Annotated in this window: 11 protein-coding genes; 2 read left to right on the top strand and 9 right to left on the bottom strand. The window is 71.0% G+C overall.

All coding sequences use genetic code 11. The annotated features are described in order from the left end of the window. Window positions 1-17: 17 nt before the first annotated feature. Window positions 18-3281, bottom strand: coding sequence for a hypothetical protein (locus tag ACQPXD_RS40935; protein WP_432827873.1), 3264 nt, complete (start codon window positions 3279-3281; stop codon window positions 18-20). Window positions 3282-3623: 342 nt separating this feature from the next. Between ACQPXD_RS40935 and ACQPXD_RS40930 the strand changes: the two genes are divergently transcribed. Further along, window positions 3624-5243 carry a DUF2334 domain-containing protein gene (locus tag ACQPXD_RS40930; protein ID WP_432827871.1) on the top strand — a complete coding sequence of 540 codons (1620 nt, stop codon included), beginning with the start codon at window positions 3624-3626 and terminating at the stop codon, window positions 5241-5243. Window positions 5244-5842: 599 nt separating this feature from the next. Here ACQPXD_RS40930 and ACQPXD_RS40925 read toward each other — a convergent pair. Beyond that, complete coding sequence (locus tag ACQPXD_RS40925) at window positions 5843-7219, bottom strand: MFS transporter (RefSeq protein ID WP_432827869.1); 1377 nt, start codon at window positions 7217-7219, stop codon at window positions 5843-5845. A gap of 117 nt (window positions 7220-7336) precedes the next feature. Between ACQPXD_RS40925 and ACQPXD_RS40920 the strand changes: the two genes are divergently transcribed. Beyond that, a complete protein-coding gene (locus ACQPXD_RS40920; RefSeq protein WP_432827867.1) occupies window positions 7337-7894 on the top strand; it encodes a hypothetical protein in 558 nt (185 codons plus the stop codon). On the opposite strand, the gene mgrA is transcribed toward ACQPXD_RS40920, so the two are convergent. The 7 genes from mgrA to ACQPXD_RS40885 form a co-directional block, all read right to left on the bottom strand. Beyond that, window positions 7871-8875 (bottom strand): L-glyceraldehyde 3-phosphate reductase, encoded by a 1005-nt coding sequence (gene mgrA / locus ACQPXD_RS40915; RefSeq protein WP_432827865.1) that lies wholly within the window; start codon window positions 8873-8875, stop codon window positions 7871-7873. The genes ACQPXD_RS40920 and mgrA overlap by 24 nt on opposite strands. A 43-nt stretch (window positions 8876-8918) precedes the next feature. Next, window positions 8919-10622, bottom strand: a complete 1704-nt coding sequence (locus tag ACQPXD_RS40910) for a S8 family serine peptidase (RefSeq protein WP_432827863.1) — start codon at window positions 10620-10622, stop codon at window positions 8919-8921. A 98-nt stretch (window positions 10623-10720) separates the two neighbouring features. Then, the gene (locus ACQPXD_RS40905; protein WP_432827861.1) at window positions 10721-10966 is read right to left on the bottom strand and encodes a ribosomal protein L7/L12; all 246 of its coding nucleotides are present in this window, start codon (window positions 10964-10966) and stop codon (window positions 10721-10723) included. A gap of 74 nt (window positions 10967-11040) precedes the next feature. After that, on the bottom strand, window positions 11041-12075 hold the full coding sequence (locus ACQPXD_RS40900) for an ABC transporter ATP-binding protein (protein WP_432844138.1): 1035 nt from the start codon (window positions 12073-12075) through the stop codon (window positions 11041-11043). 107 nt (window positions 12076-12182) lie between these two features. Continuing rightward, on the bottom strand, window positions 12183-13262 hold the full coding sequence (locus ACQPXD_RS40895) for an ABC transporter ATP-binding protein (RefSeq protein WP_432827859.1): 1080 nt from the start codon (window positions 13260-13262) through the stop codon (window positions 12183-12185). A 31-nt stretch (window positions 13263-13293) separates the two neighbouring features. After that, a complete protein-coding gene (locus ACQPXD_RS40890; RefSeq protein WP_432827857.1) occupies window positions 13294-14295 on the bottom strand; it encodes an ABC transporter permease in 1002 nt (333 codons plus the stop codon). A 150-nt stretch (window positions 14296-14445) separates the two neighbouring features. After that, entirely contained in the window at window positions 14446-16203 is a 1758-nt protein-coding gene (locus ACQPXD_RS40885; RefSeq protein WP_432844136.1) for an ABC transporter substrate-binding protein, read from the bottom strand. Between the last annotated feature and the right edge of the window lie 12 nt (window positions 16204-16215).

Genomic DNA, 16215 nt, shown 5'->3' with positions numbered 1-16215 from the left:
CGGTTCGGTGCGTCTACTTATTGCCGGGCCCGCCGCGGACCGGCCGGGGGCTGGCCCGCCGCGGCGCGTGCGGCGGTCTGCTTCTCCGGGGTGCTCGGGTCTTCGTCCCAGGCCTTCGCTCGACGGATCTCGTCGAAGAAGCCGAGCAGCCGGTCCAGTTCCTGCGTGCTCGTCTTGTCGTCCGGCCGGGCGGCCTTGCCCTTCTTGTTGTGCGAGCGGATCTCCCGGCCCGTGTTGATGGAGGAGGACTCCTCGGCGCCGTCGTTCTGCTCGTCCGGCATCGGGGCCCGCTGCGCCGGCATGCGGCCGGTGGCCTCGTCGTGCGGCCGGGAGGTCGGCGGCGTCACCGGGTCGAAGTGGTGCTCGTCGTAGTCGGGGGCGTCGAAGCTGTAACCGTGCGGCGCGTTCGGGCCGCCCGGGTGCAGCGGCTGGTCCTCGCGGTGGAACGCGTGCGGCGGCGCGACGTGCAGGTCGGGGTGCATCCCGCCGTAGCCGTTGCCGCCGTGCCCGCCGCCCTGACCGTTGACGCCGTTGTAGCCGGCGCCGTTGTACGCGCCGCCCGGACCATGCCCGTTGCCCGCCGACCCGTGGCCGTTGCCGCCCGGGCCGTGCCCGTTGACGGCCGCACCGTGCCCGTTGCCCGCCGGGCCATGCCCGTTGACGCCAGGTCCGTGGCCGTTGACGGCCGGGCCGTGACCGTTGGGGCCGTGGCCGTTGACGGCGGGGCCGTGCCCGTTGCCGCCCGGTCCGCCGAGGCTGCCGTTGAGCCCGTTGCCGCCCAGCCCAGGACCGCCGTGCCCACCGTGGCCGGCGCCGCCGTGGCCGTTGACCGCAGGACCGTGCCCGTTGCCCGCTGGCCCATGGCCGTTGGTGCCGTGACCGTTGCCGCTGTGTCCGTTAGCGCCGTGACCGTTGACGGACGCCGTGCCGTGGCCGCCGAGGCCGGGGCCGGCCGGGCCGCGGCTCGCCCCGCCGGGGACTGCGGGGCCTTGGCCGGCCGGGCCGTGCGGGCCCGGGTGCCCGGGAACGGCCGCCGAGCCGTGGCCGTTGACCGACGCGTGACCGCTGGCCGGCTGCCCACCGCGGCCGTTGCCGGCCGGTCCGAAGCCGTCGCCCGCCGCGCCGTGGAGGCCGGCCGGGCCGAACCCGTCGCCGGGCGCCCCGTGGAGGCCGTTTGCGCCGAAGCCGTCGCCGGGCGCGCCGTGGGATCCGGCCGGGCCGAAGCCGTCGCCGGGTGCGCTGTGAAGGCCGCTCGAGCCGAAGCTGTCGCCGGGCGCCCCGTGGAGGCCGTTTGTGCCGAAGCCGTCGCCCGGTGCGCCGTGGAGGCCGGCCGGGCCGTGGCCCCCAGCGGGCCCGTGAGCGCCGTTTGGCCCCGGGGCCATCGGAGTTGTCGGGGAGGTCGCGTCCGGGCCGCTACGGAAGCCTCCGGCGGCCGGGAAGGCCCCCGTGGTGTCCGCGGGCCGCTGGCGCGGCTGCGGCGCGGGGGGCTCGGCCGGATAGCTGCGGCCGTGGCGCTGCGAGCCGTTGGCCGTCAGCGGCGCGAAGGAGCCCGTCGGCGGGTCCGCGGGGAACGACCGGGTCGGCTCCGGCCCAGAGCGGTCCGGCCCAGAGCGGTCCGGCGCGGAGCGGTCGGGGAACGAGCGGCTGCCCGGGTCGGTCACCGGGAAGGAGCCGGTGTGCGAGCCGCGCGATCCGTCGAAGGAGAACGAACCCGTGCGCGGCTCGGCGGCGTAGCCCCGGTCGGTGGGGCGGGGCTCGTAGTCGCGGTCGTCGTAGCCGGCGTCGCGGGCCACCGTCGGGTGGGCGCCGGACGGGTGATTGTTGGCCGGGCGGCCGTCGACGAGATACGGCCCGCTGGCGTCGCCGTGGCGGCCGGTGGACGGGCCGGCGTGGCGGCCGGTGTCCTGGACCGCGGGGAAGGTGCCCGTGTTGGTCGTCGCGGGGGCGGCCGCGGACGGGGCGACCAGCTCGACGTCGCCCGGCTCCGGCAGCGACTCGCGCAGCGCGGTGGCGAGGATGAAGACGTTGGGCGCGGCGCCGCGCGGAACGGCCAGGTAGGCGCGCTTGCGGGCGTCGATCGGCAGCTTTTCGAGCACCTCCGCGATGGTGTGCGCCGGCGGCGGCAGCTCGGCCGCGTTGGGCGCGCCCACGATCACGGCGCAGCGGTTGACGTCGACCGGCAGGCCGCGGATCCAGTCCGCCGGGTCGTTGAGGTGCTCGGGGCGCAGCCACAGGCCGGCCTGCACGACCTCGAGGACCCAGCCCGACCCCAGCGAGAAGGTCGCCGCGCCGGCGGGCGTGTCGAGGATCTCCGGGCACGGGTTGACCCAGTCGACCGGGCGGGGCGCGCTGGTGCGCGGCGCGTGCCACAGCTCCCGGGCGAACGTGCGCCAGCGGGGCAGGCCCTTGTCGTCGATGGTGACCACGGCCCGCTGGCCGGCCGGCGCGCACAGCGGCAGGCCGGTGCGCACGTGGACGGCGCGGCCGACGACGTCGGCCACGACAGGCCCGACCGGGCCGTCGGCTATCGGCTCCTGACCATAGGGCGTGAAGACGCAACGGTCGGAGGCGAGCGTCGGCATGGCGGACACGGCGTGCGCGAGCTCGTCGCGCAGCAGCGGCTCGTCGCCGGGGTGGCCCAGGATCAGGGCCGGGTGCTCATGGTCGGTGGGCACCGAATACGCCAGGTCGGTGACGCTGCCGACGCGCCGGCGGTGCAGCCACAGGCCGGCCGGGATCTGGTCGAGCACGAGGTCGCCGGGCAGCTCGGGCAGCTCGGTGCACAGGTCTGACTCCCACGCGGGGGCCGGGAAGCGCCAGCCGACGCGGACCGGCTGCACACCGGTGCGGAAGCGCCAGAAGCCGCCGGGCCGCGATTCGCCGCGCCCGATCGGGGCGAACAGCGAGCCGCCGGGCACGCCCAGCAGCGGGCCGGCCGCGGCGATGACGTCGATGCCGAGGCGCATGGCGATCATGTGGGCGGCGGCGGGGCGCTCGTTGGTGGCGCAGGCGCCGTCCCAGGCGACGAAGCGCATCGCGGTGAACCCGCGGGGCAGCCCGTTGGCGAGGACCTCGGCCAGCTCCTCGATCATCGCCGGCTGCAGCTTCACCGTGTGGGAGCTGATCACCACCGCGCACTCGGTCGAGCCGTGGGGCGACACGACCAAGGTCGCCACGCCCGGGCCCGGCTCGTCACCGGAGTGAACGACCGCACCGGCACCGAGCCAGGACACCTTCATCCCGGGCCAGTGCCGCAGCCGCACCTGCATCGCCGTGCTCATGCGGACCTCTCAGCATTATGGAGCCGTGCCCAACCGAGAGCGGCTGCCGGCCGCCTGGCCACCGACGCGCCCTGGGGCCGCGAACGGCCGAGCGTGTCCGGCGTGCGAGCTGCGAGCGGGCAGCAACGAATCAAGATCGCCCTCCGTCGGGTATGCCACGAGCGGTGCGATGCGGAGGGGGTTCCACACCGATCACCGCAGGGCGGCTCTGCCGGATCGTACCGCGCTGAGTGACGGACGCAACCATCCCGTTTGTCGACCGACCCCCTAGATTCGCCCGACCAGCGGGCCGATTGCGCCCGATTTGCTAGCGTTGATGGCGAGTTCTCCGGAGAGTTGCTCATGCATCGAGACGCATTGCGCCGAATACTGGCTGTCACCTTCGGACCCGAGCGGCGCCTCGCCGTCATGGTCACCGGGATCGTGCTGGCCGTCGTCGCCGCATGCTCGCTGAGCGGGTGCAAAACCTCTCCAATCGGTACTTCGGGGGCGGACCCGTCGCCGGGCCGTTCTCCTGCATACCCGGCGACCGGCGTGCTTGTCCTGTATGACACAACCGGGCAATACGGGTCACTGGGCGAGCTGTACGCCGTGCAAGCAGGGAATCTGGCGTCCCACTTCGGCGCGTGGGAGGCCGCGCCAGTGACGAAGTACACGCCAGGATCGGCACGCCGGCACCGGTTGACGATCTACATCGGATCGACGTATGACGAACCCCTGCCCGACGCGTTCCTGGCCGACGTGGCCGCCGGCGCGCCCGTGCTGTGGCTCGGGGGCAACGTGTGGCAGCTGATCCGGAAGTGCCCCCAAATCGGTTTTCAGACAGCGACGCTCGACGATGCTTCGGTCACCGAGATCAGATACGGCGGCGCCGCCCTCACGCGCAATCAGGCCGCCGGCGCGCTGGTCAGGATCACCATTTCCCAGGGGGTGTACTCCCGGACGCTGGCCGAGGCGGTGCGCCCCGACGGCACGCCGCAGCCCTGGGCGGTGCGGGTCGGCGGGCTCACCTACGTGGCCGAGGTGCCCTTCACCTACGTCAGTTTCGACGATCGGTACCTCGCCGTGGCCGACATGCTGTTCGACCTGCTCGCCCCGGGAACGCCGGTGCGGCACCGGGCCCTGGTGCGCATCGAGGACGTCGGCCCGCACTCCGATCCGGCCCGGCTGCGCGAGATCGCCGACTATCTGCAATCGCGCAATGTCCCGTTCGCCGTGGCGGTCTTTCCCGTTTACGACGACGCCGCGGGCGTGTATTCCGGCGGCGTGCCCGTCCACCGCACGCTGAGCGGATCGCCGCAGGTCGTGGAGGCTTTGCGGTATATGGCCGGGCACGGCGGAACGCTGATCATGCACGGCTACACGCACGGATACGCCGGCGGCCCGAACCCCTACGGCGTCAGCGCCGAGGACTACGAGTTCTACCGCGCCCACGTGGATGCGGCCGGGGCGGTGCAGCTCGACGGCCCGGTGCCCGGCGACTCCGCGGAATGGGCGCTGGGCCGCCTGGACGCGGCCCGCAAGGAGTGGACCGCGGCCGGCCTCACGCCCCCGGACATCTGGGAGTTTCCGCACTATACGGCCAGTGCGACGGACTACCGCGCGATCGCCTCGGCCCCCGGCATCCGCGCCCGCTACGAGCAGGTCCTGTACTTCAACGGCATCCTCGGCGGCACCGGTACACGCTCCGTGAGCCAGTACTTCCCATATCCGGTAAAAGACGCATACGGTACGCCGGTCATTCCTGAAACACTTGGAAACGTGGCAACACAAAGATTTAACCAACACGGCCTGCGACTCGCCCCGGATCTTCTCGCTTCGGCCAAGCATCAACTGGTAGTCCGCGACAACGTGGCGAGCTTCTTCTACCACCCGTTCCTGGGCTTGCAATACTTACCGCAGTTGATTGATGGCATGCAGTCAATGGGCTACACCTTCGTCGCGGCCCCGTCGTTGCTCTGAGCACCGGTAGCGCCATCCGAAGACTGGAACCATCCCAGTCTTTCAATATTAACTGTCAACACGCCTTCTAGTTCGCCGCCATCGGCCGCCCCGCGTCGCCTCGATCCGCCACGACGGCTTGGGGCAGTCCGCGCGGGCCATTGCGAGTGGGCGGCAACCGGCCCACCGGTGACCGCGGCGCCGAGACAGGCGGTGGCGCTGGTGTGTGCGTTGGGCAGGCGTCCGGCGCGGTCCGATTGTGGGACGTGGGTGACTTGGCGGGTTGGCGGTGTGCCGGTGGGTAAGGTGCCCAACGTGGTGGGGTGACGTCGGCGTGGGGCGTGGGAGCTAGGCGGCCGGCGCGGCCGAGGTGGGACGTGGGTGACCGGGCGGGCGGCTGGTGTGGCGGTGGGCGAGGTGCGCGACGTGACGGGGTGGCCCGGGGTGGTGGAACGGGAGCGGGGCAGCGGCGGCCGAGACGCCGACGAGACCGACGGTGGTTCGGCGACGGGGAGGCGTCGGCGTGGCGGGGTGGGGTTTGGCGGCGGCGCGCGGTGCGGCGGGTGGCGGCGGGGCGCCGCGAGGCGGGTGGGGGCGAGGTGGCGGCGCGGTGGGTGGGGCTAGGCGGTGGCGGGGGAAGGGGCGGAGGTGGCGGAGGTGGAGGTGGTGGGGGAGGGCGACGGCGCTGGTGGGGTGGTGGGGGAGTCCGGGCGGTGGAACGGGAGCAGGGCGGCGGCGGCCGCGGCGCCGACGAGGCCGACGGTGGCGAGGCCCCAGGCGGGGGAGCCGTGGTCGATGGCCCAGCCGGCGAGTGGGGAGCCGATCGCCAGGCCCGCGGTCAGCGACGAGCCGTGCCAGCCCATCGCCTCGCCGCGGGCCGTTGGGGGGACCAGGCGGCTCACCAGGTCGGCGCTGGCGCTCAAGGTCGGGGCGCACAGGGTGCCGGCCGGCAGCAACGTCAGGAACAGCAGGGGCCAGGCGTCGCCGACCAGGCCGGCGGGGATCGTGCACAGGCCCAGGGCGCCGAGGAGGGCGACGAGCGGGACCGCGCGGGGGAGCACGCCGTAGATGAAGCCGCCGATCAGGGAGTAGACGCCCCAGGCGGCCAGCAAGGCGCCGACCAGCTCGACGCGGCCGGCGTTGCGCAGCATGGCGACGATGCCCAGGTCGGTGCCGGACAGGACGACCGTCGTGGCCGAGGCGGCGGCGCAGACGGCGAGGAAGCGCGGGGTCAGCCAGTCGCGGCGGCGCGGGCGATCGGCGGCCCCACCCACAGCAGACGACGCGGCCGAAGAGGGCGACGCATCCAACGGAGACGAGGCTGCCGAAGAGGGCGACGCGCCCAAGGGAGATGACGCTGCCGAAGAGGACGACGCGGCCGAGGGAGACGAGGCGGCCGAAGAGGGCGCGGAGGGGGACTCGTGGACGGGCGGGTTGGCGGTGTAGAGGGCGGCGCCGGACACGATCAGGGCGGCGCCGATCGACCACATCGCGGCCAGGCCGGACAGGGTGCTCGTCAGCAGCACCGCGAGCGGCGGGCCCGCCATGAAGGACAGCTCGACCGACATCGCGTCCAGTGCGTAGGCCTGGCGGCGCTGCTCGGTGGGCACCAGCGCGGCCAGGGACTGGCGGACCACCGCGAAGACCGGCAGCGCGAACACGCCCGCGACGAAGGCGCCGGCGAGCAGCGCGGGATAGGAGAGGAAGGGGGCGGCGGCCCAGAACGCCACCTCGGCGGTCGTGGTGATCAGCAGCATCGGGCGCAGGCCGCGGCGGTCGACGAAGCGGCCGTTGAGCGGGCCGCCCAGGGCCGTGCCGACGGTCAGTGCCGCGCCCACCAAGCCGGCCGCGCCCCAGCCTCGGTGGAGGTCCTGGGCGACGTGCAGGGTCAAGGTCACCCCGATAGCGGTGATCGGGATGCGGGCCAGCAGGGCCAGCACCATGAGGGGCCGCACGCCGGGTAAGGCGAGGACGCGGCGGTAAGGGTCGAGACGCATGGGGTCATCATGTCGCGGGGGTACGACAGAAAACGACCGGATAACCCGGGGCCCCCGGGGGAACCACGTGGGACAGGTCGTAGTCCAATGAGCATCACCTATGGATGGAGTGACACGATGAAGTCCCGGATCTTCGTTGCCGCCCTGCTCACGCTGACGCTCGCCGCGTGCTCCGACGACACCGGCAGCGCCGGTCAGTCGGCCTCGCCGGCCGGTGGTGGCAGCGGGCCGGCCGGCGCGCCCAGCGTGAGCAGCGCCACGAGCGGGAGCGCCGCGGGCGGCCCGAGCGCGGGGCCGCAGACGGACCCGAGCTCGTCGGCGAACACCGGCGGCAACGTCACCGCCACCGACACCCTGGTGACGTTCAACCGCACCGGCGGGCTGGCCGGCGTCAACGACACGCTCGTCGTGCGGCCCGACGGGTCGTACACCATCCAGACAAAGCAGGGCAGCAAGAACGGCACGCTGAGCGCCGGCGAGCTGGCCGCGCTCAAGACGGCGCTCTCCTCGACCGACTTCAACAAGATGCCGTCGGTCAACGACAACGGCGCGGTGGCCGACGGCTACACGTACACCATCACCTACAGCGGCCGGCAGATCACGGCGAAGGACGGTGCCATCCCGCCCGCCCTCCAGCCGGTGATCAGCGCGCTAGGCGCCTTCCTGAGCAAGTAGCCCGTCGATCCGGGCCAGCTCGTCGGGGGAGAGCTCGAGGTTGGCGAGGGCGCCGATGTTGTCCTCCAGCTGCCGGACGCTCGACGCCCCGATGATCAGCGAGGTGACCCGCGGGTCGCGCAGCGCCCAGGCCAGCGCCAGCTGGGCCAGGCTCTGGCCGCGCTCGCGGGCCACCTCGTCCAGGGCACGGATCAGCGCCAGGCGCGCGGGCGTCAGGTCGCTCTCGTTGAGGAACCGGCTGGTGCGCACCCGGGAATCCTCGGGAATGCCGTTGAGGTACCGGTCGGTGAGCAGGCCCTGCGCGAGCGGCGAGAACGGGATGCAGCCGGCCCCGGCGGACTCCAGCGCGTCGAGCAGCTCCGGCTCGATCCAGCGGTTGAGCATCGAGTACGACGGCTGGTGGATCAGCAGCGGCGTGCCGAGCTCGCGCAGGATGCGGGCCGCCTCGACGGTCTGCGCCGGGGTGTAGTTCGAGATGCCCGCGTAGAGGGCCTTGCCGGCCCGCACCGCCGCGTCGAGGGCCCCCATCGTCTCTTCCAGCGGCGTGTCCGGGTCGGGCCGGTGCGAGTAGAAGATGTCGATGTAGTCCAGGCCCAGCCGGCCCAGCGACTGGTCCAGCGACGCCAGCAGATACTTCCGCGAACCCCACTCGCCGTAGGGCCCGGGCCACATCAGGTAGCCGGCCTTGGTGGAGATGACGAGCTCGTCGCGGTACGGGCGCAGGTCGCCGGCCAGGATCCGGCCGAAGTTCGACTCCGCCGAGCCGGGCGGCGGCCCGTAATTGTTGGCCAGGTCGAAGTGGGTCACGCCGAGGTCGAACGCCCGGCGCACGATCGCCCGCTGGGTGTCGAGCGCGCGCTCGGTGCCGAAGTTGTGCCACAGGCCGAGCGAGATGGCGGGCAGCTTGAGCCCGCTCCGTCCGCTGCGCCGGTAGAGCATGTCCTGGTATCGGCCCGGGGCCGCCTCGTACGCCACGACCATGATCCTAGGTCGGGCGCACGGGACGGCCCCGGTCGGTGTGCTGCTAGTGGTGCTCCCACCAGGTGTGCGTGGTCACGGCCGCGTAGGCGTCGACGATGCCGAAGCCGTAGAAGCCGTTGAACTCGGTCGAGCCCTCGCACAGCGCGTCGAACTCGGCCGGGCGGCCGACGTCGACGTAGGACTGCAGCCGCGGCGTCGGGCACGCGTGCTCCGCCGCCGTGTGCTCCAGGATGTACTCCACCTTCCAAGGCTCGAGACCGAAGTCCCGGCCCTGCTTGCTGCCGTGCGCGCTGACGATCAGCGCGGCGACGCCCGCCGCGTGCGGCGACGCCATGGACGTGCCCTGCAGATAGGTGTAGTACCCGCACTGGCCGGCCGCGGTGCACTGCTTGAACACGGAGTCGGCGAACTCGGGCAGGACGTTGCCTGCGGCGTCGACCGAGCCCTCCTCCTGCAGCACCTTCTTCGGGTACGTGGACAGGATCTCGTTGCCCACGGTCCGATAGGTGTCGGTACCCAAGCCGTCCCGGAAGTATCCGCCGGGCGCCGAGACGCTGATGTTCTCGAGGCCGTAGTTGGAGTAGTCCGACTTGTTCAGCGACGGGCCGAGCGAGGACACGCCGATGACGAAGGGACCCTCGGTCGGCAGGTCCCAGCACGACCGGTTGTCGACCGGCCGGTCGTACGCCGAGTCGGCGGGGTAGTCCGGGCTGGAGATGTCCGTGCGCGGGTGGCCCTCGTCCTCGTGGTTGTTGCCAGCCGCGGCGACCAGGGTCACGCCCTTGAAGTGCGCGTAGGTGAGGGCGCGGAACATCCCCTTGATGATGGTGCGCTGCTCCGCCTGCGAGGCCGGGGAGTCGGCCGGGTTGGCGGTGCAGTTGTACAGCCACGGGTCGACGTAGAACGACATGTTGATCACGTCGATGCCGTGGTCGGCCGCGTACACGAGCGCGTTGACGGTGGGCTCCAGGAAGAAGTACCCGGAGTCCTGGCCGCCCTTGAGCTCGACCAGCGACACGTTCGGCGCGACACCGGACACGCCGATGCCGTTGGCCGCCGCGCCGATCGTGCCGGCGACGTGCGTGCCGTGGCCGCCGTCGTCGGTACCGACCGGGTCGAGGCAGCTGGCGACCTCGCACGGGCCGTCGATGTCGGTCTTGTCCGGCGCGAAGTTCTTCGACAGCGCCCAGTTGAAGTTCGGGGCGATGTCCGGGTTCGACGCGTCCACGCCGGTGTCGAGGATGCCGACGGTCACTCGCTTGTCCCCAGCGTTGACCTTCCGCGCCTTGTCGGACTTGACCGCCTTGAGGCCCCACAGCTTGTCGTCGAGCGGATCGAGCCCGGCCGTGGCCGGCTTGTTCCCGCCCTTGTTCTTCGCGGCCTTGGCCGCCTGCTGGGCCTCGCGCTCGACGTCGCCGGGCAGCTCCTTCTTGGGAGCTTTGCCGATGGCGACCTGGTGCGTCGCGCCGACGAGCTGGCCCGATGCGGCGGCCTTCTCGACGAAACCCTGCTGCGGCGCGACGACCGTGAACATGCCCACCGTGTCATTGCCGCCGATGACCGTGCCGCCGGCCTTCTTGATGGCGGCGGTGGCGTCGGCGGTGGAGACGTTGTCCGCGGCGACGACCGTGTATTGCGTCGTCGCCCCGGCTTCGGCGTTGGCCGGGGCCGACATGAGGCCGGCCGCCGTCACCGTCAGCGTCGCGGTGACAACCGCGGCGCCGGTGAGCTTCTTGTTGAATCCCACATAACCTCCCTGGTCGAGGGGATGTGGCTATCGAACAAGAGATGTTGCGGCGGCGAAACCCTTTCCCGGCGATTCCTTCGATGCAAGGGCGGATTTCTTCAGACAGACCGGGCGATGCGCTCCACCGCGTCCTTGGCCTCGGCCAGGCCGGCGCCGGTGACCTCTCGATAGATCTTGATCGCGGCGATCAGATTGTGCTGCTGCAACGCCTGCGTGAACTCCGGCGGCATGTTCGCCGCGCCGGGGAATGCGTCGGCCAGCTGCGGGTCGAGGCCGAAATGGCGGTACAGGAATGCGACTTGGCGCTCGAGGCGGGCCAGGCGGGAGACTTCGTCGGCGTACATCCGGACACCGTAGATCGCCGGGACACCGGATGGAGTCGGGGAGCCGCCAGAACGACGGCTCCCCGCGGGATTCCTCAGACGATCGGCTCGGCGAACGGGTCCTCGGCCGTGTCGACCGGGATCTCGGCCGCCGCCGCCCGGGCCGCCGCCGCGCCGCGGGCCGAGCGCTCCTCGTCGGTGATCGGGAAGTGGCAGGCGACCGTCTGGCCCGGCAGCAGCTCGCGCAGCGGCGGCTCCTCCTGGGCGCACAGGTCCTGCGCCTTCCAGCACCGGGTGCGGAAGCGGCAGCCGGACGGCGGGTCGATCGGGCTCGGCACGTCGCCGGTGAGCAGGATCCGCTCCCGCTGCGCCTTGTCCCGCCGGGCCGGGTCGGGCACCGGCACCGCGGACAGCAGCGCGAACGTGTACGGGTGCAGCGGCGTCACGTAGAGCCCGTCGCGCGGGCCGACCTCGACGACCTTGCCCAGGTACATGACCGCGACCCGGTCCGAGATGTGCCGGACCACCGAGAGGTCGTGCGCGATGAAGACGTACGTCAGGTTGAACTCCCGCTGCAGGTCGTCCAGCAGGTTCACGACCTGCGCCTGGATCGACACGTCCAGCGCGGACACCGGCTCGTCGGCGACGATGAGCTTCGGCTGCAGCGCCAGCGCCCGGGCGATGCCGATGCGCTGCCGCTGGCCGCCGGAGAACTCGTGCGGGTAGCGGTTGTAGTGCTCGGGGTTGAGCCCGACCAGCTCCAGCAGCCGCTGGACCTCCCGCTTCTGCCCGTGCGGCGTCTTGATGTTCTGCACCTGCAGCGGCGCGCCGACGATCGAGCCGACGGTGTGGCGCGGGTTCAGCGACGAGTACGGGTCCTGGAAGATCATCTGCACCTCGCGGCGCAGCGGGCGCATCTTGGCCACGCCGTAGTGCGAGATGTCCCGCCCATCCAGCAGCACCTGGCCGGCGGTGGGCTCCAGCAGCCGGGTCATCAGCCGGCCGGTGGTGGACTTGCCGCAGCCGGACTCGCCCACCAGGCCGAGCGTCTCGCCGGACTTCACCGCCAGGTCGATGCCGTCGACCGCGCGGACGGCGCCGACCTTCCGCTTGATGAAGGCGCCCCGCATGATCGGGAAGTGCTTCTCCAGGCCCCGGACCTCGAGGAGGTTCTCGCCGCCGCGCTCGGGTGCCGCGGCCGGCTGGGGTTGGGTGCTCGTCGACACTGTCGTGCTCCTCAGAGGTTCGGGGCGATATCCGACTTGAAGATGGCCGCGCGTTCCGCCGGCGGGATGTGGCAGGCGACGCCGTGCTCGGGCGTGCCCTCCGCCAGGGTCGGCTCGACCGTCTTGCAAGGGATGCCGTTGCGCTCCACGTACGGGCAGCGCGGGTGGAAGGAGCAGCCGCTCGGCAGGTTGATGAGCGACGGCGGGTTGCCCTTGATCGGCACCAGCCGCTCGCGCACCTCCCGGTCGACGCGCGGCATCGACGAGAGCAGACCCCAGGCGTACGGGTGCTCGGGGCGGCGGAAAATGGCCTCCGCAGTGGCGTGCTCGACGCACTTGCCGCCGTACATCACCAGGATCTCGTCGGCGACCTCGGCCACGACACCCAGGTCGTGGGTGATGATGATGACCGCGGAGTTGAACTCCGACTGCAGGTCCCGGATCAGGTCGAGGATCTGCGCCTGCACCGTCACGTCGAGCGCGGTGGTGGGCTCGTCGGCGATGAGCAGCTGCGGGTTGTTCACCAGCGACATGGCGATCATCGCGCGCTGGCGCATGCCGCCGGAGAACTGGTGCGGATAGTCGTCCACGCGCCGCTGCGGCTGCGGAATGCCGACCCGGTCGAGCATCTCGATCGCCCGCTTGCGGCCCTCGGACTTGCTGACCTTGTGGTGCACCCGGTAGGCCTCGATGATCTGCGAGCCGACCGTGTAGTACGGGTGCATCGCGGTCAGCGGGTCCTGGAAGATCATCGCCATCTTGGCGCCACGCAGGAGGCGGACCCGCTCGGGGGAGGCCCCGATGAGCTCCTCGCCGTCGAGCCAGACCTCGCCCGAGATCTGCGCCGAGCCGCGCCGGTGCAGGCCGAGGATGCCGAGGCTGGTGACGCTCTTGCCGGAGCCGGACTCGCCCACGATGCCGAGGGTCTCGCCGCGCTCGAGCTGGAACGTGAGGCCGTCGACGGCCTTGACCACGCCGTCGTCGGTCTTGAAGTGGATGCGCAGGTCGCGCACGTCCAGGAAGGACTGTGCGGTCCCGGTGGCCGGTCCGCCCGGGCTGGGTGCGGTGTCGCTGAGCAGGCTGTTGGACATGCTCATTCCTTTCCGAATGCGCCGTGCGGGGTCATCCGAGCCGTACCCGCGGGTCGATCACGGCGTAGAGCACGTCCACGATCAGGTTGGCGATGACGATGAAGAACGAGGCGAACAGCGTGGCGCCGAGAATGATCGGCAGGTCCTTCTGGGTCACCGCGTTGACGCTGAGCTTGCCGATGCCGGGCAGGCTGAACACCTGCTCGGTGAGGATCGCGCCGCCGAGCAGCGTGCCGAGGTCGAGGCCGAAGATCGTCACGATCGGGGTGAGCACCGCGCGCATGGCGTGCTTGCCGATCACGACCCGCTCCTTCAGACCCTTCGCGCGGGCGGTGCGGATGTAGTCCTCGCTGAGGGTCTCGAGCATCGTCGCGCGGGTCAGCCGGGCATACGTGGCGGCGAACAGCAGCGCGAGGCTCACCCAGGCGAGGAAGAGCTTGTTGGCCCAGCCGAGCGGGTCGTCGGCGAAGTTGATGTACTCGCCGCCCTGGAAGATCTTCCACTGGTGTACGAACAGCGACTGGAAGACCAGGCCGGTGAAGTACACGGGGAGCGACACGCCCGCGAGCGCGATGATCATGACTACGCGGTCGGAGAGTTTCCCGCGTCTCAGCGCGGATATGACGCCGCCGCCGACGCCGCCGATGAGCCACAGGATGGCCGCGCCGATGGCGAGGGAGATGGTGACCGGCAGCCGGTCGAGCAGCAGCGGCCACACCTCCCGGTCGGTGCGGAACGAGTAGCCGAAGCAGGGCGCCGAGCAGTGCGTGACCGTGGGGCCGCTGTTGTAGTCGCGCCCGACGACCAGGCCCTTCACGAACCGGCCGTACTGCACGTAGACCGGCTTGTCCAGGCCGAGCTTGATCCGGGTCGCCTCGACGTCGCGCGGGGTCGCCGACTTACCGACGTACATCTCAGCCGGATCCGCGTGCGCCGCTTTCGGGATCAGGAAGAAGATCGCGAAGGTGACCATGGAGACGGCCACGATGAGCAGTGCCGCGGTGACCAGGCGGCGCAAGATGTAGTTGATCACGTGTGCGGCCTGACACCGGCCGGCGCGACGGTGTTCCCGTCTCGCCGGCCGGCGCCGTGGCCCTCACCTGCCTTCTGTACTCGTGAAGGGCGGGTTACCGGCTGTTCGGACTTGCTGCTCCGGCGCTGGTGCCGCGAGCGGACCCGAGGGTCAGCTCACGCCCAGGCTGCCGAAGTCGTACATGCCGTAGTACTCGGTCACGAACACGTTCGTGACGCGGGGGTTGCGGTAGTTGAGCGCCTTGTCGTAGACGAACGGCACGTAGGTCGCCGAGTCCATGACCTTGTGGTCGATCTGGGCCCAGATGTCGTTGGCCTTCTTGACGTCCGTCTCCTTGGCCGCCGAGACGATCAGGTCGTTGATCTCCGGGTCGTCCAGCTCCGAGTAGTTGTTGTTACCGGACTGCTGGATCTTCTTGCCGTCGACCAGCACCTGCAGGAAGCCGGCGGGCGTCGGGTAGTCGGCACCCCAGCCGGCCATCATCAGGCCGTAGCCCTTGGCGTGCACGTTGGACGGCGCGCCGATGGTCGAGCGGAAGTACAGCGACGGGTCGGTCGGGTCGAGGCGGGCGTTGATGCCCACGTTCTTCAGCGCCGCCTGCAGGGCCTCGGCCGTCTTCGGCTCCTTGCCCGAGTTACGGGTGGCGATCACCGTGTCGAAGCCGTTCGGCTTGCCACAGGCGGTGAGCTCTTCCTTGGCCTTGTCGATCTGCGCCTTGCCCGACTTGGTGTTGTACGGGTCGTAGTCGTCGTGGCCCGCGATGTTCGGCGGCAGCATGTTGAAGGCGATGTCGCCACCGGCCTCGGCGCCACCACGAGCGGTCTGCATCGTGGTCTTGTCCGTGGCGTACTGCACGGCCTTGCGGCAGTGGATGTTGTCGAACGGCGCGACCTTGGTGTTGATCGCGAAGTACCGGATGAAGCCCGTGTTCGGGGTGTCCGCGTTCTTCTTCTTGTCCGCGTCGAGCAGGATCTTCGGCTGCGCACCCTGCTGGACACCCGTCTGGCCGGTGTCGATGTCGATCTCACCGGACAGCAGCTGGTTGTCGATCTCCTCCGGCGCGGTGCCGATGGTGAAGTCGATCTGGTCCGGCAGCGCCTTGCGGACGGTGTCCGTCTTCGCGTCCCACTGGTCGTTGCGGACCAGGACGGCCTTCTTGCCCTGGTCGTACGACTGGAACTTGTAGGGACCGGTCGAGACCGGCTTCTCGCCGTACTTGTCGCCCTTGTCGGCCCCGGCCGGGATCGGGCTGGTGTCGGGCATGGCGAGCAGGTACGGGAAGTCCGACATCGGCTGCGCCAGGTGGAAGACGATGGTGTTGTCGTCCGGCGTCTCCACCGACTTGAGGCCCAGCTTGTTCGGGTCCGTGTCCTTGTACGGGCCGGGGTAGTTCTGGCCCTGGTCGAGCGCGTCGATGATGTAGGTCGGGCCACCGGACAGCACGTCCTGCGCGAAGACGCGCTCGATGCCGTACTTGATGTCCTTGGAGGTGACCGGCGCGCCGTCCTCGAACTTCACGCCCGCCTTGAGCTTGAACGTGTAGGTCTTGCCGTCGCTGGAAACTTCCGGCATCGCGCTCGCCAGGTCGGGAACCAGCTTGAGGCCGTCCTCACCGGACTTCGCCTCGTTGGTCACCAGGGTGCGGACGTAGTAGCCCTTCATGAAGTTCCACACGTACGCGTAGTAAGCACGCGCCGGGTCGAACGAGTCCGGGTCGGCGCTGTTGACGAGCTTGAGCGTGCCGCCCTTCTTCTCGGACGGGTTCACGACACCCTTGGTGGCGGCGTTGAAGCCGGACACCCCCTGCGGCGCCGCGCTCTCGGTGCTCTTGGTGTCGCCGCCCGACCCACAGGCGGACAGCATCAGGGCGACGGCGGCCGAGCCGGCCACCACAGCCCCTGTCCTCATTCTCACTGGGTT

The organism is Dactylosporangium sp. CA-092794 (genome assembly GCF_050948465.1).
In the GTDB taxonomy this organism is placed as follows: domain Bacteria; phylum Actinomycetota; class Actinomycetes; order Mycobacteriales; family Micromonosporaceae; genus Dactylosporangium.
This window is presented reverse-complemented; position numbering and strand designations above follow the sequence as displayed.